The following is a 25477-nucleotide window of genomic DNA, read 5'->3' on the forward strand; positions in this document are numbered from 1 at the left end:
GTCTGTTATTTTTCTACGTTTGGAAAATACCCCACTTGTTCTCCATGTGCTAATAGCTTCTGAATAAACTGTTGGTCAATTATTGGCACTGCAATTTTCTTTTTCTTTATCCATTCATTTGTTCTTTTTGTACCTATTACAAATTCAGACTGCTGCGCTCCATCGCCAGCTACTTGTGAAGCAATCAATTCTGCTATCTCCTCATCCTCTTTCGCTAACTGTAACCCTGAATCTACATATTGCGAAAGAGGAACAATTTCTAAATGATGCCCGCATTCTATCATTAACTGCACAAAATGTACAAAATCAATCGGATCTGGATGACAAATATGCAATGTTTCACCTATAATTTGAGGATCTTGCATATACGTCACAATTGATTTACTTGCAAAATCAATTGGAGCAAAGTCCACTTTCCACTTCACGTTTGGTGCTTGTCCAATTAATAACATCGTTTTAATGAGGCGATAAAATGCATTTCCTTCAATATTTTGTTGAAATACTCCCGTTTCGGAATGGCATGTTAAATTACCAGCGCGATAAATATTCCCTCTCATGCCACGACTCATTGCTTCACGAACAAGATTTTCTGCCTGTAGTTTACTATTGGAATACACATTCTCTAACTCTACATGATACTCAAAATCACCGCGTTTTTTATACATATCCCATTGTTCTACTGCTAAATCGATTGGAATACTAATCGTAGAAATAAAATGGAATGCTGCTCCTTCATCGGCTAATGCAAGCATGCGCTTTGTCCCTTGAATATTTACATTTTCAAATTGCTTTACATCCCCAAAATGTCTTACGTCTGCCCCGCAGTGAACGACTGTATCAACTTTAGAACGTATCGCTATAAACTCTTCCTTACTAAGTCCAAAGTATTCTTCACCAAGGTCACCAGGAATAGCTGTTATACGTGCCAGAGCTTCATTTGGAATATCATGAAAATATCCTGTTAAAGTTTCCATAATTCTTTGCTCTACATCTTTTTTAGGTCTTACTAAACAATAAATATGAGCTGAGGTTTGCTGCAATAATTCATATAGGATATGTGATCCTAAATAACCTGTTGCTCCTGTTAAAAAGACATTGGAAATCCGGTTATTAGTTATTCCTTCCGTATACTGAATAGCCTCTGGTTCATGTATCCATTTATATTCATGAAATACATTTTCTTCTAGGGTTAACTCCCTTTGTATTCGCGCTAACTTATACACTGTCTTTTCCTTAAAGAAGTCTTGAATTGTTAAATGCGGAAAATCTTCTTTTAACAATGTTAAAATACGTAATACTTTTAATGAATGCCCACCAATGGTAAAGAAATCATCATGTACACCAATTTTGGAAACTCCTAATACTTCTGTCCAAGCCTGTGCGATAATCTTCTCTGCTTCAGTAGATGGTGCAACATATTCTTGTAGGCGAGTCGGCTCATACTCTTCTTCTAGTTGCCCTAGTTTCTTAACATCTATTTTCTTATTTGGTGTAAGCGGTAGTTCATCAATATAAATTAACTTAGACGGAATCATATAATCTGGTAACTGCTCTTGTAATTTGTAAATGAGTTCTGGCATCTCTTTTTTTGTTAAAGTTGTATAAAAAGCAATCAAATATTGACTTCCTTCTTTACTTTTCTTAGCAAACACAATATTTTCTTTTACATTATAATTTTGAGAAATTTGATTTTGAATTTCTCCTAACTCAATACGGTGTCCTCTAATTTTCACTTGATCATCTTTTCTATGTAAAAATTCAATATTCCCGTCTTCTAAGAGTCTAACGATATCTCCAGTTTTATATATATTAACAATAGGGTTGAATGGGTTTGGAACAAATGCTTCTACTGTTTTTTCCGGTTTATTAAAATATCCTTTTGCTAGTCCTACTGATTCTATATGCAGTTCGCCAGGTACACCAATTGGACAAAGCCTCATATTCTCATCCAATATCATAATTTGATAATTTGCACACGGCTTACCAATTGGAACACTTACAATGTTCTCATCCAACTGACTCGGAATCGGGTAAGTTGTTGTTACGACTGTACACTCTGTCGGTCCATATACATTATGAATTTCAATATTTGTTCCAATTCTTTCTCTCCATAATTTAATCACCTCGATCGGTAACATCTCTCCTCCAATTGCAATCCGTTTCAATGAACTCAGCTTATATATCTCTTCATCTTCTAAATAGGTTGCTACTTGTCTTACAAAAACTGTTGCTAACGCTAAAATAGAAGTTGCTTTTACTCTATGGATTGCATTTGCAAATGCTTCTACCGATAAGCGTTCTTCTTCTAATAATACATATAAGGTGCCTCCGCAAAATAAAGCAGCAAATAATTCCCATACAGAAGCATCAAAGCTAAATGAAGGAAACTGTGCAAATACATCCTCTTCTGTTAATTTATACTGTCGTTGCATCCAAGTACATAGATTGACAACACCTCGATGAGCTAACATTGTTCCTTTCGGATTCCCTGTCGATCCTGATGTATAAATCATATATGCTATATCATCACAATTGATAGGAAGCTTCACATCATTAACCAAATAATTCTCACTATCATAGATTGAGATTGCTTGAATACCTTTAGATGTAATCTCTGTTTCTTTTGTTAAAATAACTTTCGCTTTACTATCTTGAATAATGTACTCAATTCTACTCTCCGGATAATCTGGATCAATTGGAACATATGCCGCATTAGCCTTCAACACAGCTAATATACTTATCACTGTGTCGATACTGCGTTTCATAAAAATCCCCACATAATCTCCTGGTTGCACACCATTTTGTATTAACATGTGAGCTATTTGATTACTTCTTTGATTCAATTCTTGATACGTTAAAGCACCTTCTTTAGAAGATAATGCAATACGATTCGGAAATTGCTTAACCGTTTTATAAAACATCTCAACAATGCTTTTTTCTGGATATGTTGCTTTCGTGTTATTTATCTCATTATAGAGTGCTATCTCTTCATCTGTAATAATTCGGAAATTCCCAACGTGTTCATCTCTATTCTGTAAGGCATGTATGAATACTCCCTCTATTTGCCTCATATAGCGAGCAATCGTCTTTTCCTTCCAAATCAAACCATTAAATATCACTTCTACACCTTGCTTCTCTTCATTAAGGACAAACTGTAATATATCATTCTCCTGTGAATGATAGTATGTTTGACCAACAATAATAGGTGCCATTCCAAATAGATTATCATGCTTTTGTAATTCTTGTATGTCTGTCTCATCCATCGCTTGAATTTGACCTATTTGCTCAACGATCTGTTCTTTTAACTTTTTATAAGAAAGGAAAGGAGAGATTTCAATCACAATAGGAAATAGTTTTTCCCTTTCATGATACAAAACAATTATATGTTTCTCATTAGCAATATGATGTAACCACATTATACTTGCTCCTAACAGATCAACCATATTAATTGTTATTGGAAACAATATTGTTTTTGTATCTACTTCTCCCTCTAGATTTCGGAAATCCATAGGAATTCTACTTTTTCCGTTTATTCTTTCTAGAGACTCTTTGATTGTTTCATTATAAGAATTTGTTAATACTGCTTCCATGTCATTCACTTCCCTTACCATCTACACCTTGTTTATGCTCTATTCGCTTTTAAATTCACCAATCAATTCTTGTAACTCTTGAGCAAGCCAACTTAAAGATGTTGCTAGCTCAGCAATTTCTTGAACAGTCATCTCTTGCTCCTTCATACTTTCTTCTACGTGATTACTACTTTCTGCATATGTCTTAGCAATCTGAGATAAATGATTCACAACCTGCACGATTCCTTGACTTTTTTGTAAAACATCACTTGAAGTACCTGAAACTGCTTTCACTTGACTTGTAACAGACTGCGCTGATTTTAAAATTTTGTTAAAGAACTCACCGCTACTATGAACAAGCTCAATTCCTGATTCAACTTCTTTTGAACCTTTTTGCATCGAAACTACAGCTTCTTCTGTTTCTGCTTGTGTTTCTCCAATCAATTTGGCAATATCTTTAGCTGATGCCTCTGTCTGCTCCGCTAATTTACGCACTTCATCTGCTACCACTGCAAATCCTCTACCAGCTTCTCCAGCTCGCGACGCTTCAATAGAGGCATTTAGAGCAAGTAAGTTTGTCTGGTTTGAGATGCCTGTAATTACTGTTACAATATCGCTAATTTGTTTAGAACGATTTTCCAACGAATAGATAATAGAAGATAAATCTTGAACCGCACTTTGAATTAAATTCATTTGTTTCACAATTTGAGAGATAACTTCATTTCCTTCTAAAGAATGTTGCTCCATGCTTTCAGATGCACTTGTAACATGCTTCGCAGCACCCGTAATTCCCTCAAGACTACTGCCCATCTCATTTACAATATGCAAACATTTTTGTACGGAAGCCTCTTGAGACTGTGCTCCTTCATTTAATCCTTCTATAGAACTTGCAATCTCCTGAACTGCCATATTGTTTTCTTCTGTACTTGCAGATAACTCTTGTGAAGAAGAAGAAACTTGTTCTGCTGTCTGCTTTACTTTATCAATAATCGCTTTAAATTTTTGTATTGTCGTGTTGAAATAAGCATTAATAATTCCAATGTCATCTGATCGTTCCCTTAATTGAATATTTAAATCGCCATCTCCTACTTTCCGTAATCCTTCACGCAACTCTTGTAATGGTGCTAAAGAACTACGAACAATAAAGAATTGAATTCCAATAGCAAGCACTAATGATATACTCATAAAGATTAAACCTTGTATGATAAATTGTTGTTTTGTACTCGGAACAATCGATGCATCTACATCCGCTGCTACAACTGCAATAATATTTTTTTCTTTATCCATAATTGGCTCTAATATTGTTACCCATGAACCAAGCTGATCTTCATATACTTCTGTCATTTGTGCTTTCTTTCTATCCATTACCTTATGGTATGCATTCATCCAATGAGCAGGCATATCGAAATAATCACCTGGTTTCACAGTTACAGATTTAGCTAATTCCGTATTCAATCCGACAATTTGTGGCGCATCTTTTTCATTTGTTTTTGCACCTGTAATATATACTTGCCCAACACTTTTCAAATCTTTTGCTACTTTATCGAGCTGCTCTGTAATTCTTTCTTTCTTCACTCTTTGAGTTGTAGGATCTTCTGCAACCTCTCTAATCAAATTCTGATCCAGTTCATTTAATACAATATCTCCTGTTTCAATTGACTGTTTTTCAAATAAATTCATCATGCTATCTTGGAACATGTTAAGACTTAATACCGCCATACTTCCAACAAGCGTAAAAATGACCAAGACAGTCAGCAATACATTTTTCTGTAAAAACGATAACTTATGCCAATATTTCCTCATAAAAGCACTTCCTCCTTATTTTTTGTATAGTTAAATAATATAATGTTTTAGCCCCTAAATTGATATTATTTCTCATTTAAAGGTACGTAAATAAAAAAAGACCAATATCAAAAATTGGTCAAAACCAATCCAATCTATTCGGTAACTGACTAGCTTCGCCTTCTCTTGACCTTAAGCCCTACAGTTTTGCAGCCTTATGTTTCCACGAGTTTGCCTTTCTCGCCCAATGAGTTGAATAATATGGGGGTTTTATGAGAATTAAATATTCCCTTTCACAGGTTACAACATCATAATCAAAATGTCTACTTATTAAAAAATAACGATATATCATTTTTTCAAAATACTTTCACGAAAAGAATGAATGTTCCTTTTTATATGTTATATAATAAAAAATGTTTAGAAATAAGGGGTTTTCTTGGATTCTTTCTAGTTTTTCAATTAAATTAAATTATTCAAAAATATCAACCCATTAAATTTCTGGAGGTAGTTTATTATGTTTTGGTTACAATTTCTTACCCTACTACTCTGTATTTTCATTGGCGCACGCCTTGGTGGAGTTGGCTTAGGAGTGATGGGTGGAGTTGGTATGGCAATACTTGTATTTATCTTTCACCTACAACCTACAGCACCTCCAATTGACGTTATGCTAATGATCTTAGCAGTCATTACAGCTGCTGGTGCCCTACAGGCAGCAGGAGGAATGGACTACCTTGTCCATCTTGCGGAAAAAGCATTGCGAAAAAATCCAAAGCGTATTACATTTTTCGCACCTATTGTTACTTATTTATTTACATTATGTGCCGGAACAGGCCATGTTGCCTATTCTGTCCTTCCTGTTATCGCAGAAGTATCACGTGAATCAGGAGTTCGCCCTGAACGCCCGATGTCAATCGCCGTAATTGCTTCCCAACAAGCCATTACAGCTAGTCCTATCTCAGCAGCAACTGTTGCACTTCTAGCAATGCTAGCTGATTATAAAATTACTTTATTTGATATTTTAAAGGTAAGCATTCCATCTACTTTTATTGCTTGTATGCTAGCAGCTTTCGTTGCAAGTAAAATGGGAAAAGAGTTAAAAGATGACCCTGAGTATTTAAAACGATTAAAAGAAGGTATGATTCCAAAATTAGAAGAAAAGAAAGAGTTCGTCGGTACAAAAGGAGCGAAATTATCTGTTATCCTCTTCTTATTCGCAACTGTTTTCGTTGTTCTCCTTGGTTCATTTGAAGCACTGCGACCAGGCTGGATAATCGATGGAAAATTCGTTCACCTATCGATGCCAAATGCAATTGAAATGGTTATGTTAACAATTGCCGCTCTTATTATTATTTTATGTAAACCAAATGTAGAAAGCATTGTATCTGGTAACGTTTTTAAGGCTGGTGCTACAGCTGTTGTTGCTATTTTTGGTATCGCTTGGATGGGCGACACGTTCTTTAATGGTAACTTAACTTTCATTCAAGGATCTATTCAACATTTAGTAACAAGTGCACCATGGTTATTCGCTATTGCACTATTTGTTCTATCTATCTTATTGTATAGCCAAGCAGCTACTGTACGTGCTCTTATGCCACTTGGCTTATCGCTTGGTATTTCACCAGCACTTCTTATTGCAATGTTCCCTGCAGTAAATGGTTACTTCTTCATTCCAAATTATGGAACAATCGTTGCTGCAATTAACTTTGACCGTACAGGCACAACACGTATTGGTAAATATGTACTAAATCATAGTTTTATGATTCCTGGTCTCATTGCAACCTTTGCTTCTATCGGTATCGGAATGTTACTTATTTCGATTATGTTTTAACAAAAAAGCGCATGACTTATTCTATAAGTCATGCGCTTTTTTTCCATTTAATCAAACGTTTGTTTAAACTAGTACCTTTGTTTTATACAATCCTCCAACTAAACTCTTCTACTCTATACTAGGCTCCAATATATATTGACTTGCCTCTGCTAATAACTTTGGAAAATCATCTGGAAAAAAGTTCCCTAATCCTTCTCTTACAATACATTTGCACTCCACATTATATGTTTTAAATACTTCCATTAACTCCATCGTTTTCTCATGTAAGATGAGAACACAACCGTTCAATCCCCATCTTTACTTCTTCACTTGATGCACGAATGCTTTCGCACTGTCAAAGGCTGAACTCGCCAAACTAATGGCTGAAATAACCGAAACACCATCTGCTCCTGCTTCTATTACTGAAGAAGCATTTTCGATTGTAATTCCACCGATTCCAACTATCGGTATATTAATACCTTTTTCCCGAAAATAACGTAATCCATTTAATCCTTGAACTGCTTTTGTATCTTTTTTTGTGTTTGTTGGAAAAATAGGGCCTATTCCTAAATAATCCGCACCATTTGCAATGGCAAAATGCGCTTCTTCTATTGTATGAGCAGACACTCCAACAATTTTATCGCCCATTTTTTCACGGACAACTTCAATTCCTTCATCATCTTGTCCAACATGAACACCGTCTGCATCCAGCTTAAGCGCTAAATCCACATCATCATTCACAATAAAAGGAACTCGATACTCCCTACATAGCGCTTGTAACTGTTTGGCAAATTGGACTCTTTTCTCTCCAGTTAGAGCTCCTTCTCCTTTTTCCCGAAATTGAAAAAGGGTAATGCCACCATCTAGTGCTTCTTTCATTACTTGTAATGGACCCTTGTGACAGTTATTGCTCCCCATAATAAAATATACTTGTAATAACTGAGACATCTTTTCTGTTTCAATGCGTGCCATCTCTCTCATCTCCCTAACGAACTTCTTCTGCTTTTCCATATTGTTCAATATCGCTTACGGTAACATTTGCTAATTGATTTAAGAATTCTACTTGGAAACTGCCTGGTCCCTGATCTACTGTTTTACTCGCAGCAATCTCCGCTGCTACTCCATAAAACGTTAATGCAGCAACCGCTGCTTTTACATAATCTTGTTCAACTGCCACAAATGCTCCCATTACTGAAGTTAATAAACAACCTGTTCCTGTCACCTTTGTTAAAATTGGATGACCGTTACGAATTATAACGGTTCGCTTACCATCTGTGACAATATCTTCTTTTCCTGTAATTACCGCGACTGTACCTAGTTTGTTCGCTGCTTTTGTTGCAATTGCTACAGAATCACCATTTCCAGTTCCAGCATCCACACCTTTGATTTCCCATTTTTCATGAATAACATTCGCAATTTCCGCTGCATTTCCGCGGATCATCGCTAACTTTATTTCATTTGGTATATGTCTTGCCACTTCTGTTCGATACAAAGTTGCTCCTGCCCCAACTGGATCAAATAATACTGGGACATGCTGTTGATTCGCTGCTTTTCCAGCAATGAGCATTGCTTCAACTTCATCTGGCCGGAGCGTACCCATATTTAAAACGAGTGCTCCTGCAATGCTAGCCATCTCTGCTACTTCTTCTTTTGCATATGCCATGACTGGTGATGCCCCTAACGCTAGCAAGCCATTTGCTGTAAAGTTCGTTACAACTACATTTGTAATATTATGCACAAGTGGATTCGTTTTTCTTACTTGTTCCACCACTTTAGCAATTTCTGTTATATGCATTGTTTCATCTCCTCCTCGTTTCCGTAATGGGAGATACACAAAAAGACACTTCGCGTATGCAAAGTGCCTGAACATGTGTTTTTTTACACTCTCCCTACGCTGGCATTATCCAACAGGTTCTAATGGTCAACGACAGATTAGCCGTACTCTCAGTCTGCATCCGCAAACTCCCATGTGCTTTCTTATTCATCTACTTCAAAGTCTACTCTTATTCTAGTAAAATAACAAGTTCTTTCCTTTCTTATATGAAAGGTGAAGTGAAAAGAGAGCATTCGTCTTTATATTGCTTTATACCGAATCAGTATGTATAGAAAAACAGCGATAGGATGCGCTCCTATCGCTGTTTTTCATTTTATTATTTTAAAGCTTTAGATACTTCTTTTACCATTTCTGATACAGACTCAAGCCCGCCACCAGATAGGTACCAGTAGTTTGGATCTAAATAAACTACATTGCCATCTTTCACAGCATTTGTTTTGCTAACAATTTCGTTTTCCACTACTTGTTTTGCAGAAGATTTACCGCCAACAACAGCACCTCTATCTACTACAAATAAGTAACCTGGGTTTTTCTCTAAAATATATTCGAATGAAACTTTGTTACCATGTGTATCAGCTTTAATATTTGGGTCAACAGGAGTTATCCCAAATACATCATGGATAATACCGAAGCGAGATTGTGGCCCATATGCACTTACTTGACCATCATTCGCTAAAATAACTAACCCTTTTTTATCGCTCTTCTTAGCTTTTTCATTTAATGCTGCTACGTCTTTTTCAACTGCTGCAATTTCTTTTTTCGCTTGTTCTTCTTTACCGAAGATTTTTGCTAATGTTTCAACGTTTTCTTTAAATGATTTCATGTAATCTTTTGTATTTAACTCTACATAAATTGTTGGAGCAATTTTTTCAAATTCTTTGTATGAATCAGCTTGTCTTCCAGAAATGATAATTAAATCTGGATTCATTTCGTTAATTTTTTCGAAATCTGGCTCTTTTAAGCCACCAACATTTGTATATTTTTTATCTTTATATTTTGAAAGATACGATGGGATATTTTTCTGTGGTACACCAGCCACATCAACGCCTAATTTATCTAAAGTGTCTAATGAACCAAAGTCAAATACTACAACTTTTTTCGGATTTGTTTTAACTTTTGTTTCCCCTAACTTATGCTTGATTGTAATTTCTTTCGCTTTACTTTCACTAGCTTCTGTCTTTTTATCAGTAGAAGCATTATTGCTACATGCTACAGCCATGATAGCAAGCATGAAAGTTAATAGTAGCATCGCTAACTTTTTCATTTCAATCACCTCTATAAGTTTTTTTAAATTATTTTAATTGATCGTGCATTTGCACAATCAAAAATAACTTCCTCTTATGAAAAATAAATACAAATATTATTTCCAGCTATTTCTTCAATGTGGATGTCCATATCATAAATCCCCTTTAAGACTGCTGGATTAATAATTTCATTTGTTGGCCCTTCTTTCATGACCTTTCCATCTTTCAAAGCAACAATATGATCAGAATAACAAGAAGCAAAATTAATATCATGAATTACAATTACAACTGTTTTCCCTAGTTCTTCAACTAAGCGTCTCAGTACTTTCATAATTTGTACAGAATGCTTCATATCTAAATTGTTAAGTGGCTCATCTAGCAAAATATATTCCGTATTTTGAGCAATCACCATAGCGATATACGCCCGTTGTCTTTGCCCACCACTTAGTTGGTCTAAATATTTATGCTGAATATCCTCAAGCTCCATATAACGAATTGCTTCCTCAATATGTTTCTCATCTTCCTTGGTCAAGTTTCCTTGTGAATATGGGAATCTACCAAAGCTGACTAGTTCGCGAATCGTGAGACGCAAATTAATGTGATTCGTTTGCTTTAAAATAGAAATTTTTTTTGCAAGCTCATTACTATTCCACTCACTAATTTCTTTATCCTCTATATAAATTTCACCAGCATCTTTTTTTAATAATCTGCTAATCATGGAAAGCACTGTACTTTTTCCTGCCCCATTCGGACCGATGAAAGATGTGATTTTTCCTTTTGCAATTTTAATCGAAACATCTTCAACAACATTTTTGCTTCCATATTGTTTTGATATATTTCTTACTTCTACCATGATTTACTCTCCTTCAATAGAAGATAAATGAAGTATACGCCCCCAACAAAGTTTACAATGACGCTTAAAGTTGTATTAAATTCAAATACTCTTTCAACAATCAATTGTCCACCTACTAGAGCGATAATACTAATAAAGATAGAACCCATAATTAAATATTTGTGTTTATATGTGTACAAGAATTCACGCGCAACGTTTACTACAAGTAATCCTAAAAATGTAATTGGACCAACTAGCGCTGTAGAAATAGAAACTAAAATTGCGATAACAATTAAAAGTTTTTTTACGACTTTGTCATAATCTACGCCTAAGTTAATTGCCTCTTCTCTTCCAAGTGATAATACGTCTAATAGTTTCAACTCTTTATATACGTAAGCAACCACTACTATAATCCCAATAACGGATACTGCAAGTAACTCTGTTTTCACGTTGTTAATACTGGCAAACATTTTTCCTTGCACAATTTGAAACTCATTCGGATCAATAAGCACTTGCATAAAAGAAGACAAACTTTGAAAGAATGTCCCGAATATTAATCCGATTAAGAGTAAGAAATAAATATTATTTCCTTCTCTTTTAAATAAAAATTTATAAAGAAACAGTGAAAAAATCACCATTAAACTAACGGATATAAGAAAGTTCGCATTTGTATTCATCATAGCAAAATGCTGTGACCCAAATAAAAACACAACAAAAGTTTGAATAAACATGTAAAGCGAATCTAACCCAATCACACTCGGTGTTAAAATACGGTTATTACTAATCGTTTGGAAGATCATAGATGAAAACGCAATAGCTCCACCTGTTATGATCATTGCTAACAATTTCTTCGCTCTTCTTGGTAAAGCATAATCTAGTGTGTTCATATTTAAGTTAATGAATAAAAAGATTCCAATGGCTATTACGGATACAACGGCAAGTACTGCCAACATCAACTTATAATTCTTTTGTTTTCTATGTTGCATATGCGTTTCTCCTCATTAATAAATAAAGGAAGATTCCGCTTCCGATCACTCCTACTGTAAGACCAATCGAAATTTCATACGGATAAATTACGACCCTACCAAGTATATCGCAAGCTAGTACAAAAACAGCTCCTAACAAGGCAGTATGAGGTAAACTATTTTTCAAATGATCTCCGCGATAAATTGAAACGATATTTGGAATAATAAGTCCTAAAAATGGAATCATCCCAACAGTTAAAACAACTAATGCAGAGATGAGAGAAACGATAATAAGCCCAATATTTAGCACTCGATTGTAATTCATTCCTAAATTCGCAGCAAAATCTTCCCCCATTCCAGCAACGGTAAAACGATTTGCATATAAAAAGGCGATGATTACAAGCGGAATACTGAAATATAAAATCTCATATCTCCCCTTCATAATCATTGAAAAGTCACCTTGTAGCCACGAATTAATATTTTGAATTAAATCATATTTATAAGCAAAAAATGTTGTAATGGAACTAATAATGTTTCCAAACATAATTCCAACAAGCGGAATAAAAATGGCATCTTTAAATTTAATTCGCTTTAAAATTTGCATAAACAAAAATGTACCAGCTAGCGCAAAAATAAATGCGATAAACATTTTTTCAAGCGGGCTTGCTGTCGTAAATAACATTAAGGAGACTAAAACGCCCAACTTTGCACTATCCATCGTTCCCGCAGTTGTTGGAGATACAAACTTATTTCTGCTCAGTTGCTGCATAATTAAACCACTTATACTTAAACTGACACCAGCAACAATAATACTAATGAGACGTGGTAATCTACTGATAAATACAATTTGCATTTTCTCTTGATTCCAATGCAAAACATCTGTTAGACTCACATCTTTTACACCAATAAAAATAGATGCAACCGATAAAACAATAAGCATGATAAATAAATATCTTTTTTTCATAATGTTTTCATGGTACAGATTATGTTCTGTCGCCATCACTTGATTTCAAACAGATTATAATCCTATCATTTTATCCCCCTCACCTATTTATAGAATGATAGAAATCATAATTCTAGCAAACGCTTCCATTTCTTGCCGCGAACTATTCGTCATAATCCAACCTTTTTTAGATGTATCAATCGGATTCATCTGACGTTTCGGCAACGTTATGGTAACCTCTTTTTAATGATAATGAATTTCATTTGCGATGTCAACGTATAACTTATAATGCAGTGAAGTTGTAAGCAATCGAAATCCCCCATACTCTACCGATTATCCCCACCAATCAAGCTGCTACGGGCAGCCCTCATCCTTATCTTCCTTGCTTCCCTCCCATTCTTGAAGTGAGAAAATAGCGGGATAAACAGATGAAGCTCTATTCCAAACAGCAAATGATAGTGACTCCAAAGCAGTTTCATAAGGTTTATAAAGAAAATAAGAAATTAAGACAAGAAGTAGAGATTCTTAAAGAAGCTATGTCAATTATAACTACCAAATAGAAGGTGTTCCTTACTGTTCTTCTTGAAAACTGTGGTATATTATACGGTATATAGTTAGTAAAGGAGTTTGAATACATGGCAAAGAGTGTAGTAATTGCTGAGAAACCATCAGTTGCACGGGATATCGCAAAAGTATTAAAGTGTACAAAAAAAGGAAATGGATTTTTAGAAGGGGATAAATATATCGTGACTTGGGCTCTTGGACACTTAGTGACACTTGCAGACCCTGAGGCTTATGATAATAAGTATAAAACATGGAATCTTGAAGATCTTCCTATGCTTCCAGAACGTATGAAATTAGTTGTTATAAAACAAACGGGAAAACAGTTTCATGCTGTGAAACATCAACTTAGTCGAAATGATGTTAATGAGATAATTGTGGCTACTGATGCAGGAAGAGAGGGAGAATTGGTTGCCCGTTGGATTATTGAAAAAGCAAAAGTGAAGAAACCCATTAAACGTTTATGGATTTCTTCTGTAACAGACAAAGCAATTAAAGATGGTTTTCGTAATTTAAAACCAGGTAAAACTTATGATAATTTATACGCCTCAGCCGTTGCTCGTTCTGAAGCTGATTGGTATATCGGCTTAAATGCTACTCGTGCATTAACAACAAAATTCAATGCTCAATTAAACTGTGGGCGTGTGCAAACACCAACTGTAGCTATTATTGCGAGTCGTGAAGATGAAATCAAAAACTTTAAAGCTCAAACATACTACGGTATCGAAGCTCAAACAACGAATAATTTAAAACTAACTTGGCAAGATGCAAAAGGAAATAGTCGTAGTTTTAATAAAGAAAAAATTGATGGTATCGTAAAAAGCTTAGATAAACAAAATGCTACTGTTGTGGAAATTGATAAAAAACAGAAGAAATCATTCTCTCCTGGCCTTTATGATTTAACTGAATTGCAACGTGATGCAAATAAAAAGTTCGGTTACTCTGCAAAAGAAACATTAAACATTATGCAGAAATTGTATGAACAGCATAAAGTGCTAACGTATCCTCGTACGGATTCACGCTACATTTCATCTGATATCGTTGGAACACTTCCAGAGCGTCTAAAAGCATGCGGTGTAGGAGACTATCGCTCTTTAGCACATAAGATTTTAAATAAGCCGATAAAATCTAATAAATCATTTGTTGATAATAGTAAAGTAAGTGATCATCACGCAATTATTCCAACAGAGGGATATGTTAATTTCTCTGCGTTCACTGATAAAGAACGTAAAATTTATGATTTAGTTGTAAAACGTTTCTTAGCTGTTTTATTCCCAGCATTTGAATACGAACAACTAACATTACGCACAAAAATTGGGAATGAAACGTTCATTGCGCGCGGAAAAACAATTTTACATGCTGGTTGGAAAGAAGTATATGAAAACCACTTTGAAGATGATGATGTAACTGATGACGTAAAAGAACAACTTCTACCTCGTATTGAAAAAGGTGATACATTAACTATAAAGTTAATTACGCAAACATCAGGTCAAACAAAACCACCTGCACGATTTAATGAAGCAACTTTACTTTCAGCAATGGAGAACCCTACAAAATATATGGATACGCAAAATAAACAACTTGCTGATACGTTAAAATCGACTGGTGGATTAGGTACTGTAGCGACACGTGCAGATATTATCGACAAACTTTTCAACTCTTTCTTAATTGAAAAACGTGGTAAAGATATTCATATTACCTCAAAAGGTCGTCAATTACTTGATTTAGTACCAGAAGAATTAAAATCACCTACACTAACTGGTGAGTGGGAACAAAAACTTGAGGCAATTGCAAAGGGGAAACTGAAAAAAGAAGTATTCATTTCAGAAATGAAGAACTATACGAAAGAGATTGTTTCTGAAATTAAATCGAGTAATAAAAAATATAAACATGACAACATTTCTACGAAGTCTTGTCCAGACTGCGGTAAACCAATGCTAGAGGTAAACGGCAAAAAAGGAAAAATGCTCGTATGCCAAGACCGTGAATGTGGTCACCGTAAAAATGTATCCCGCATAACAAATGCCCGTTGCCCGCAATGTAAGAAAAAATTAGAGCTACGTGGTGAGGGGGCTGGTCAAATCTTTGCATGTAGATGCGGCTACCGTGAGAAGCTATCTACCTTCCAAGAACGCCGCAAAAAAGAATCTGGTAACAAAGCAGATAAACGTTTCGTTCAAAAATATATGAAACAGCAGCAAAAAGAAGCAGAGCCATTAAATAATGCATTAGCAGAAGCATTAAAGAAATTGAAATTTGATTAAATGAAAAAAGCATTGTCCATCAAAAGTTTTGATGGACAATGCTTTTTTCGATTAAGGTGAAACAGTGAAAGTCAGTTTAGAAAAAGGATATGGGAACTGAATCTATAGTATGAAGTAGCATTAGCTAGAAAAATATTTCTAATCGTTTGATTTCCAATCTTATTTACAACACCGCGCTGGAACATGGTCTCAATATTGCCCTGTGATAATCGTAAAACACTCAACAAAAAAATTTAAAACTGCTATACATTTTTCGATTACTTTATCATTTCTAAAACGCCATATTAATCAAACAAAAGGTTCCTACCAAATTCGGTAGAAACCTTTATAATTAGTGAATAATTTTACTTCCTTTTGCATTCTCAACAAACTTTTCACTTGATTTATTAATTGGTGTTTTCAGTAATAATGCAAGAGTTAACATGATTACAACGAACACACTCAATACAAGTAAATCTCTAATGACAATATCCCAAAGCATTCCACCTACTGTTTCACGAATTGCACTAATCGCATATGTGAACGGCAAGAATGGATACATTGCTTGGAAGAATTTCGGTAACATTTGAATTGGGAACGTTCCTCCCGACCCAGCTACTTGTAGTACGAGTAAAATGATTGCCATTGATTTCCCAACGTTTCCGAAAACAGAAACGAGAGAGTATACGATGCAAACAAAGACTGCACTGCTAAATAAACTGAATACCACAAACCAGAATTTATCAACTACGTACGTACCAAGTAAGAACATATCTCCCATCGATACAATAAACGCTTGTGCAAGCCCTATCGTTAAAAACGTTAAGAAGCGTCCAAAATAAATTTCATGACTCTTATATTCCGTCCCCGGTTCATGCACTTCTACTGTTAATAATGAAACCATTAACAATGCTCCTACCCATAATGCAAGCACTGTATAAAACGGTGACATTGCTGAGCCATAGTTTGGCATTGCAAATAATTTATTTTCTTTTAATTTCACAGGATTTGCAAAGAAATCACTTTGCTTTTCAACATCATTTTTCAATAAACGAATAATATCTTTTATATCCTCTTCCGATTCAAACTGACGAATTTTATCTGCTAGTTCCTTTATTTTTTGCTGAGTAGCTGGCATCTGCGCTTTAATATCTTTCAGTTTCTTTGTGCCTTCTACCAATCCTTTTGAGGAGTCTTCTAGCAACTTCTTCACATCTGGAAGCTTTTTATTCGCATCACTTAAAATTTTAGATGTATTTTTTGACATCTCTTTTGTACGTGCAATTGCTGCATTGAAGTTTGGAACGATTTCGGAATCGTACCTTGCTAAAATATCACCTAATTGTGCTGAAGTATTTTTGGATACTTCATTAATACTTTCAATAATATCTTTCGCAGGTTGTTGTCCTTTATTAATCGCTTCAATTCCTTTATCAGTTAATTTTATACCTTTTTGTAGAAGACTTTGTGCTTTTTTCAGCTTCGCAATTTGATTATTAAAGTTTTTATCACTATTGACATCAGCAAAAACTTTATTCGCACTCTCTAAGACAGGTATCATATCAGTAATCATATTTGAAGCTGCTTGGAATTGACTGTTTAAACTATTTAAAGCTACTTTTGTTGAATCTAATCCATTAATCCCTTTATTTTCAAAGTCTTCTTTTGCTTTTTGAAGGATAGATTTAGTTTGTTCATATTGCTGTCTTACCTTATTATACTCTTCATTCACTTTATCACTAGTCTGCTCCAAAGTACTGACTGCTTTTTTATAATCCGCTACAAACGTTTCATTATAATCCTTTTCCGCTTGATCAATTAAAGCGTTTGTTGCGTCTAATTTTTGATTAATTGCATCTCTCACATCTTGTTTTACTTCTTGTCCTGAACTAATTAAGTCATTAAGACGTTTAAATCGATTGTTCAAATCTTGCTGTCCTTCTCGAATAGCTGTTAAATGTGCTACTCTATCACCGAAAAACTTCTTACCAAAATCAGTTGTTGCATTCTGCTGAAGTGTAGACATCATGGTAATGATTGAAGAAAGATTGTCTATATGAGTCTGGAGATTATTAGAAATAGTAGTGATATTTTTCTTTGCTATTTCAGGATCAATACTTCCATTTTGTAACCCATCCATCACACTCTGTGCATATGCAGTACCTGTACGTGCTGAGTTTAAAACACTATTCACTGTTTGATTAATGTTTCTTGCTATATTTTTGTAACCTTCATCATTAATTTTTGGAAGGTCCGGCAGCGTAGGTAACTGAGAAATATCAGGAATATTCAAATTCGCCCCAGGTCCCATTAAGAAATCTGTTATAGCCGCTGCACCATCCATTCCGCTTTTTAGAGCCGTTAAATCTCTCTTTATTGTTCCTGGTGCATTCTGTAATGTCTCATCATTTCGTGCAAAGAATTTATCTAAGTTGTTCAAAGTTTCCTGCCCATCATTAATAACGCTCTGTACAACTGGCAGATCCTCTTGCGCTACTTTTACAATATCTTGCGCTCTAGTTGCATCATCTAGTGCTGTATCCATAAGTTTATTCATTTTTGGAAATTGCGCTTCTAACTTAAATACAAGATCTTTTACTTTTTCAATACTTGGCAAGTTTGTTTCTAAATCGATTCCAAGGCTATTGAAAATTTTAAAAATCTCTCCGTTTGCTGTTTTAACAAAGTTCTTACTAATTTCTTCTGTAATACCTGATGCACCTTTTGCTGTAATTTTCGGTGCAATCGCATTTACTTTTTCGTTTACGAAATAATCTAGTTCTGGTTTTTGCGGATTATCACTAATAACCGTCGCAATTTTTTCAGAGAAATCTTTTGGAATTGTAATACTTGCATAGTAATCTCCATGTTCAACCCCGTAGATTGCTTGTTTCTCATCAACAAACTTCCAACCTAGATTTTTGTTTTTCTTGAGTGAATTGACAATTTCGTCCCCGATGTTAATATCTTTCCCCCTTATATTCGAACCAGCATCTTGGTTAGAAACTGCAATTGGCACCTCGTTTGTATTCCCGTATGGATCCCAAGAAGCCTTAATGTTAAACCATGCATATAACGATGGCAAAATCATTAATCCTAGTACAATAACAATCGCAGCCCAATGTTTAGCTACATTCCGTACATCTGTCGTATAAATACGCCATATTTGTTTCATATAAGCAATCACCTAATTATATATTTTTCCTTATTCCAAAAACGATACATGCATTTTGCAATTATATCATTTTCCACCACCCGAATTAAACGAAAATACTCGATTTTTCCAATCTATTCTTTTGCTTACTTCATTATATAACGAAGTAAGCAAAAGAATACATACAAAATGACCAAATTGGTTTTACATTCATTAATAACAAATATATAGGAAATGTCATAAAAAATACAAGTATTTTCTCTTGGAAATACTTGTATTTTTCAAAAACATCCTCATAGCTTCTGCAGCACTATGAGGATTTCTTCTATTATACGTTCAATTGAACTTCTACTCCAAAATGATCTGAAATGATCTTCCGATTCATACCATTAAAAATAACTTTTGAAGAAAAAACCTTTACTGGTTTGTTACTTAACACTAGATCAATCCGCAAGTTTTGCTTATTTTCGTCCCAGCCAGCAATTTTCCCTTGTACGGTTGTTCCTTCATCTTTCTCCATCGCTAATGCGTATGTATCGTAAAAATTATTTTGTATCATATAATCATATCCTTCTCCTCTTAAATGAGCATTATTATTAAAATCACCCATTAAGAATGAAAGCTCATGATCATCAATGTGCTCCATGAAACGATTCACTTGTTCTCGGAATGGTTCTTCCTCATCATTCCACCAACCAAGGTGACAAGAATAAAAGGTTATGTTTTTCCCTTGATAAAAAATTGTTGCATAAACAATCTTACGTGTTTTCCAATACGTTGTATCCTTACTTTCTGATACGAAGAAAGAACCTCGTTTTATAATCGGATGCTTCGTTATAATGGCTGAACCTTCTTCATATATGTCATAGCCAATATGCGCGAAGTCCCAAACCATACTGTAATTTTCTAAACCTAACTGTTTAAGCTCTGCAAGCAATATAAGACCAAAGTTATCCTTCTTTTTGTTACCATATACACTTTGAGCTTTTATAGATTGGCTTACCTCTTGTAAAGCAATTACATCGTAATTTTCTTCTTGAATCGTCTTAGCAAGGTATTTTATTTTTTCTAATTGATTCTCTTCTTGCCAAGAATGACAATTTAAAGTTAATACTTTCATTTCTTATGCACCTAACATGTCTTGAATATCTGATTTTAATACATCTGCTTTTGGACCGTATACAGCTTGCACACCTTTATCTTTTACAATAAGCCCTAATGCCCCATTTTGTTTCCAATCTGTTTCTGGTGCAACGACACTTAAATCTTTCACTGTCACACGTAAACGTGTCATACAAGCATCTACATCTGCAATATTATCCTTTCCACCTAGAAGGTCAATAACTTTTGTTGCTAAAGACCCTTCTTTTCCATTTGCTATTTGTTCTGAAGAATCATCTTCATTATCAATATAATTACCCGCACGCCCTGGAGTTGGTAAATTAAACTTTTTAATTAAGAAATGAAATACGGTAAAGTTTAAAATAAAGAACATTACTGAAACAATCACAAAATGAATTAAGTCTCTTGTTAACCCTGCATGAACCATCATTGGTGTACGAGTCATTAATTCAATAAATCCAAATGCATGTACTCGTAAATTAATAAGATCTGCCAATGCAAATGCAAGACCTGTTGTAATTGCATACACTATATATAATAATGGAGCGATGAACATAAACATAAATTCAATCGGCTCTGTAACACCTGTTAAAAATACCGCTAATGCTGCTGAAAAGAACATCGGCTTATATTTTGCACGTTTGTCTTTATCAACATTGTAAAACATTGCAAATGCAATCCCAATTAGTGATGCTGTCGATCCAATTACTTGTCCTACTTTAAAACGAGCTGGCACTACATTATTTAACAAATCGTTATATGCTTTTGTATCCCCATTTGTTAATAAATTATTTAAATCTGTAACCCATGCCAACCATAGCGGGTCTTGTCCTGCAACCACTTGACCAACTTTCGAACCCGTTAACATTGTATATGTCCCACCAAGTTCTGTATAGTTCATCGGAATCGTTAACATATGATGTAATCCAAACGGCAATAACAGACGCTCTAATGTCCCGTATACGAATGGCGCGACAACTGGTGCACTGTCTTTCGATGCCGCAATCCAGCGTCCGAACTCATTTAATCCACTTTGGATGAACGGCCATAAAAGTGATAAAACAATTGCCGTAATGGTAGACCAAACAATTACAACAAATGGTACAAAACGTTTCCCATTAAAAAATGCTAATGCCTGTGGTAATTTATTATAGTTATAATATTTATTATATAAAGTGGCACCTAAAAACCCTGTAATAATCCCTACGAATACTCCCATATTGAGCGCTGGTGCACCAAGTATAGAAGTGAAATAATCTTTTACAAGTAAATCTCCAGCTAATAATGAAGAAACTTCCGCTTTTGAATCCGCTAACATTTCAGTGTTAACACCAAATATAGCTCCCGTAATCCGGTTTGTTAACACAAATGCTAACAGCGCTGCAAACGCACCGCCTGCGCGGTCCTTTGCCCACGATCCCCCAATTGCTACTGCAAATAAAATATGCAAGTTTGTAATAATCGCCCAACCAATGTCTTCCATAACTCTAGCAATCATATGTACAGCATTTACATCTCCAGCAGCCATACCGATTAGCTTACCAATAGAAATCATTAAACCTGCAGCTGGCATAACTGCTACAACAACTAACAACGCTTTCCCAAACTTCTGCCAAAAATCAAAAGACGTAATTTTCATCTGTTTTTTCCTCCCTTTGTTTACCAGTTTCCTAATAAGACAACATAGAATTTCTCTACATATATGAAAACAATTCCAAACAGAGAATTGACGCAAACGTTTTCATAAATTAATTTTAATAAAAGCGCTTTCGCATTGCAATAAAAAGTTTTTTCTAAACAAAAAAAGATGCTACGAGAGCACCATTTTTTTAAGAAATACGATAAATTCTTGCTTCATAAGGATTTAAGATGATTTTCTTATTTCCTTCATCTTCAGAAATTTCATAGTTACTTAAAAGCAATCGATTGCTTTCTAACGTGTATGAATTCTTATGATAGATAGCTTCCTTGCTTGACAGATTGGTAATCACAATTATTTTTTCATCTTGTAATGTACGCGTGTATGCATAAATTTGCGGATCATCCTCTAATAATAAATCATACGTACCGTAATTGAAAACAGCATGTGCCTTTTTTAGAGCAATCATTTTCTTATAAAAATTCAAAATAGAATTGGGTTCTTCTTGCTGCTTTTGGACATTGATTTCTTTATAATTTGGATTGATTCCAAACCAAGGTGTTCCTGTTGTAAAACCTGCATTTTCTTCGCTACTCCACTGCATAGGTGTACGCGAATTATCGCGACAAGATGCCCATATAATTTCCATCATTTCTTGATGCGATACACCTTGTGCAATTTTCTCACGGTATAAATTTTTAATAGCTACATCGTCATAATCATCGATATTAGGAAACTGAACATTTGTCATCCCAATCTCTTGCCCTTGATAAATAAATGGCGTTCCATGCATAAAGAAATACATCGCTCCTAAAGCTGTTGCACTTTCACGCCAATATTGCTGATCGTCTCCCCAAGTCGATACAATACGTGGCTTATCATGGTTTTCAATATAAAGTGCGTTCCACCCTTTATTTTCTAAACCTTTTTGCCATTTTGTTAACACTTTCTTCAACTCTACAACATCAAGTTCTTTTTTCTTTTCAGCATCCCATAAACTTAAATGTTCAAATTGAAATACCATATTGAATTTACCGTTTTCCTCTCCAACCCAAAGATCTGCATCTTCAATTTTGACACCATTCGCTTCTCCAACAGTCATAATATCGTATTTTGCAAATGTATTCTCTTTTAGTTCCTCTAATAACGGCTGAATACCATTCACATTCATATGTTTATCAAAAGAAGATACATAAGGTAACCCTTTGGGATTTGGCATGTCTTTTAGTCCTTCTTCTTTCTTAATATGACTAATCGCATCAACACGAAATCCATCTATTCCCTTATCTAACCACCAGTTCACTGTCTCATATAAAGCTTCGCGAACCTCTTTATTCTCCCAATTTAAATCCGGCTGTTTCCGTGAGAATATGTGTAAGTAATATTGGTCTGTTGTCTCATCATATTCCCAAGCAGAACCATTAAAAATACTTTCCCAGTTATTCGGCTCTTTTCCATCCTTACCATCACGCCAAATATACCAATCGCGTTTTGGATTATCCTTAGATGATCGCGATTCAATAAACCAAGGATGTTCATCACTTGTATGATTAATAACCAAATCAATAATTAATTTCATACCGCGCTTATGCACTTCTTCTAGTAATGCATCAAAGTCTGCCATTGTACCGAACTCATCCATAATTTCGCGATAGTCACTAATATCATAACCATTATCATCGTTTGGTGATTTATACATTGGACAAATCCAAATAACATCTATCCCTAAATCTTTTAAATAATCAAGCTTTGCTATAATACCTTGTAAATCTCCAATACCATCACCATTTGAATCCATAAAGCTACGTGGGTAAATTTGATAAGCGACAGCTTCTTTCCACCATATTTTATTCATAATAGCGCTCTCCTTCTATATCCCTCTTTTTTTATGCAAACGTTTTCGTAACACTATCATAACAAAATATATCAAGTTTGCAACGATAATTTTCATCTTACTATTCAATATCCTCTTTTCTCTCAAAAACAATACCCTTTTATTTTTGCCTATTTTTTTTTGCAAATTTACAGGCTATCCCTTATCTATCTCCTTTTGTTCTCACTAAATAAAAAAAGCCATCCAATTTATGTTTGATTTCTCTCAACATTTTGGATGACTACCTCTTCTTCTCATTTCTTCTACTCATTCTGTCAATTATGTGCTGTCTTTTTGTCATGTAATAACTTCAATTCGATATTTGGTATTGTATTTCCCACTACATTTTCATCTAATGAAACTGGAATTTGAAATTTAAATTGTTTTGTTTCATGCCGCTGTAAATAAATAGGTGTTGGTACGTGATAACCTTCGATATTTTGTTCTGTATCTTGATGCAACACAAGTTGTAATGCTTGTGCATAATTGCGATAATTCTTTAAAGTAACTACACAATTTTTCTCTCGTTTCTCTCCTCTTTTCTCTATCTTGCATTCACTATCTTCCTTTTTATATTCAATTGCCTCTAACCCTGTTTTCCCCGCATAGTACCAAGTTTTATCAAGAGTTTGAATGAGTTGATTAAATGTGAATGGCAATATACACATTATTACTCCTATACATCCACTTTTCATTTTATGAAATCTTTTTAACCAGTTAGAATGATTCTTTTCCATCCACTTCATAAAAAGTAAAAAAGAAAGCCCTTGTAATACACAAGATGTAACCCATACATTTGAAATTTTATAATTCATATAAATATATGTATCTACTGGAAGTCCATATGAATGAAATAATTTCTCTCCTACTAGTTCGTTATCGTTTGGAAATTTTAACACTAGTAATACCCCGACACTATAAAATATAGCAAGCAATCGATCATATTCAATACGGATCATTCTTTCTTCTCCTTTGTTTTTATTATCGATTTTAGCCAATATTATCGGAATATACAATCTTTTTATAGAAATGCCTCATAAATATATATTCATTCATGTACAATTAAAATGATAAAAGCATTGATACATCTTTATGTCTCAATGCTTCTTTTCTCTCACATTCATTATTGTATTTTTCACATAGCGCTTTCTTCAAAATAAGTAGGATTATGTATTGTAATTTTTTTACCTAACACGGTAACAATACGGTCATTTTTCAATTGTTTTAATACGCTGCTAACTGTCTCTCGAGATGTTCCAGATATTTTAGAAATTTCAATTGTTGTCAGTGGACAAGGGATTACAATTTCTTCACCGTTTGGTTCGCCTAAGTCATGCATTAAATAATTTAATGTTTGAATAACACGATCTTGTGCATTAGGAATCGTAATGTTTTGCACACGATTTTCATTCAACTTTAATATTGAGGATAACTGCTGAACAATGTGCATTAATTGTGTTCGATTTGCCTTCACCATATCTTCAAAAATTACTGTCGGAATATAATACACATCGACATCAGTTATAGCTTCTGCCGTATAGCTGTATCCTTTATCAGTAAACATACCACTATAAGGAAAAATAGAATATCTCTTTACATAGTCTTCATATAATAAATTTCCACTTTGATTTACTCGTTCTAACTTTACAAAACCATCTAACATAAGGTAAATTCGTTCTCTTGAATCTCCTTCTAAAAATAAAAATTGTCCTTTCTTATAGGTGCGCCAATAAATAAATTCCGTTAAACCTTTTAACTTTTTGTCTGTTACATGAGAAAATAATTCAAACTGCTTTAAATCTTTAACCACATTCCGCCTATTCATAAGAAATCCCTCTTTCTTGCTATACATGGTATTAAAACATCAAGAAAGCGCATTCAAGTAAATTTTATCATAACCCATCCACAT

17 protein-coding genes and 2 riboswitches are annotated in these 25477 nt (G+C 34.5%); of the genes, 2 read left to right on the top strand and 15 right to left on the bottom strand.

Going from position 1 to position 25477, the window contains the following annotated elements:
* Positions 1-5: 5 nt before the first annotated feature.
* Complete coding sequence (locus tag MR059_RS13385) at positions 6-3590, bottom strand: non-ribosomal peptide synthetase family protein (protein WP_011983484.1); 3585 nt, start codon at positions 3588-3590, stop codon at positions 6-8.
* 39 nt (positions 3591-3629) lie between these two features.
* A complete protein-coding gene (locus MR059_RS13390) occupies positions 3630-5372 on the bottom strand; it encodes a methyl-accepting chemotaxis protein (RefSeq protein ID WP_011983483.1) in 1743 nt (580 codons plus the stop codon).
* Between the two features lie 137 nt (positions 5373-5509).
* Positions 5510-5597, bottom strand: a riboswitch (cyclic di-GMP riboswitch).
* A gap of 268 nt (positions 5598-5865) precedes the next feature.
* Here MR059_RS13390 and MR059_RS13395 point away from each other — a divergent pair.
* On the top strand, positions 5866-7179 hold the full coding sequence (locus MR059_RS13395) for an anaerobic C4-dicarboxylate transporter family protein (protein ID WP_011983482.1): 1314 nt from the start codon (positions 5866-5868) through the stop codon (positions 7177-7179).
* Positions 7180-7287: 108 nt separating this feature from the next.
* Here the strand turns inward: MR059_RS13395 and MR059_RS13400 are convergent, their stop codons facing one another.
* The 7 genes from MR059_RS13400 to MR059_RS13430 form a co-directional block, all read right to left on the bottom strand.
* The gene (locus tag MR059_RS13400) at positions 7288-7431 is read right to left on the bottom strand and encodes a hypothetical protein (protein ID WP_157671232.1); all 144 of its coding nucleotides are present in this window, start codon (positions 7429-7431) and stop codon (positions 7288-7290) included.
* 45 nt (positions 7432-7476) lie between these two features.
* A complete protein-coding gene (gene thiE, locus MR059_RS13405) occupies positions 7477-8130 on the bottom strand; it encodes a thiamine phosphate synthase (protein ID WP_011983480.1) in 654 nt (217 codons plus the stop codon).
* Between the two features lie 13 nt (positions 8131-8143).
* Positions 8144-8953 carry a hydroxyethylthiazole kinase gene (gene thiM / locus MR059_RS13410; protein ID WP_011983479.1) on the bottom strand — a complete coding sequence of 270 codons (810 nt, stop codon included), beginning with the start codon at positions 8951-8953 and terminating at the stop codon, positions 8144-8146.
* 74 nt (positions 8954-9027) lie between these two features.
* A riboswitch (TPP riboswitch) is annotated at positions 9028-9137 on the bottom strand.
* A 171-nt stretch (positions 9138-9308) separates the two neighbouring features.
* Complete coding sequence (locus MR059_RS13415) at positions 9309-10256, bottom strand: siderophore ABC transporter substrate-binding protein (RefSeq protein WP_011983478.1); 948 nt, start codon at positions 10254-10256, stop codon at positions 9309-9311.
* 74 nt (positions 10257-10330) lie between these two features.
* Positions 10331-11089, bottom strand: a complete 759-nt coding sequence (locus MR059_RS13420; protein WP_011983477.1) for an iron ABC transporter ATP-binding protein — start codon at positions 11087-11089, stop codon at positions 10331-10333.
* A complete protein-coding gene (locus MR059_RS13425) occupies positions 11083-12054 on the bottom strand; it encodes an iron chelate uptake ABC transporter family permease subunit (RefSeq protein ID WP_011983476.1) in 972 nt (323 codons plus the stop codon). The genes MR059_RS13420 and MR059_RS13425 overlap by 7 nt, the downstream gene beginning before the upstream one ends.
* Positions 12044-12997, bottom strand: a complete 954-nt coding sequence (locus tag MR059_RS13430) for an ABC transporter permease (RefSeq protein ID WP_048724317.1) — start codon at positions 12995-12997, stop codon at positions 12044-12046. The genes MR059_RS13425 and MR059_RS13430 overlap by 11 nt, the downstream gene beginning before the upstream one ends.
* Before the next feature lie 614 nt (positions 12998-13611).
* Between MR059_RS13430 and MR059_RS13435 the strand changes: the two genes are divergently transcribed.
* Positions 13612-15801: a DNA topoisomerase III gene (locus MR059_RS13435; RefSeq protein WP_011983474.1), complete on the top strand. Its 2190-nt coding sequence runs from the start codon at positions 13612-13614 to the stop codon at positions 15799-15801.
* Between the two features lie 331 nt (positions 15802-16132).
* Here MR059_RS13435 and MR059_RS13440 read toward each other — a convergent pair whose 3' ends face one another.
* From MR059_RS13440 to MR059_RS13465, 6 genes are all read right to left on the bottom strand, one after another.
* Positions 16133-18955, bottom strand: a complete 2823-nt coding sequence (locus MR059_RS13440) for a YhgE/Pip domain-containing protein (protein ID WP_242161871.1) — start codon at positions 18953-18955, stop codon at positions 16133-16135.
* 307 nt (positions 18956-19262) lie between these two features.
* On the bottom strand, positions 19263-20054 hold the full coding sequence (locus MR059_RS13445; protein ID WP_011983472.1) for an endonuclease/exonuclease/phosphatase family protein: 792 nt from the start codon (positions 20052-20054) through the stop codon (positions 19263-19265).
* A gap of 3 nt (positions 20055-20057) precedes the next feature.
* A complete protein-coding gene (locus MR059_RS13450; RefSeq protein WP_011983471.1) occupies positions 20058-21695 on the bottom strand; it encodes a PTS transporter subunit IIBC in 1638 nt (545 codons plus the stop codon).
* Positions 21696-21885: 190 nt separating this feature from the next.
* The gene (locus MR059_RS13455; protein WP_011983470.1) at positions 21886-23550 is read right to left on the bottom strand and encodes a glycoside hydrolase family 13 protein; all 1665 of its coding nucleotides are present in this window, start codon (positions 23548-23550) and stop codon (positions 21886-21888) included.
* 293 nt (positions 23551-23843) lie between these two features.
* Positions 23844-24527 carry a hypothetical protein gene (locus MR059_RS13460; RefSeq protein ID WP_011983469.1) on the bottom strand — a complete coding sequence of 228 codons (684 nt, stop codon included), beginning with the start codon at positions 24525-24527 and terminating at the stop codon, positions 23844-23846.
* Positions 24528-24703: 176 nt separating this feature from the next.
* Positions 24704-25393 carry a Crp/Fnr family transcriptional regulator gene (locus MR059_RS13465; RefSeq protein WP_011983468.1) on the bottom strand — a complete coding sequence of 230 codons (690 nt, stop codon included), beginning with the start codon at positions 25391-25393 and terminating at the stop codon, positions 24704-24706.
* Positions 25394-25477 lie beyond the last annotated feature (84 nt).

It is taken from the genome of Bacillus cereus group sp. BfR-BA-01522 (assembly GCF_022662635.1).
GTDB classification, from domain to species: domain Bacteria; phylum Bacillota; class Bacilli; order Bacillales; family Bacillaceae_G; genus Bacillus_A; species Bacillus_A cytotoxicus.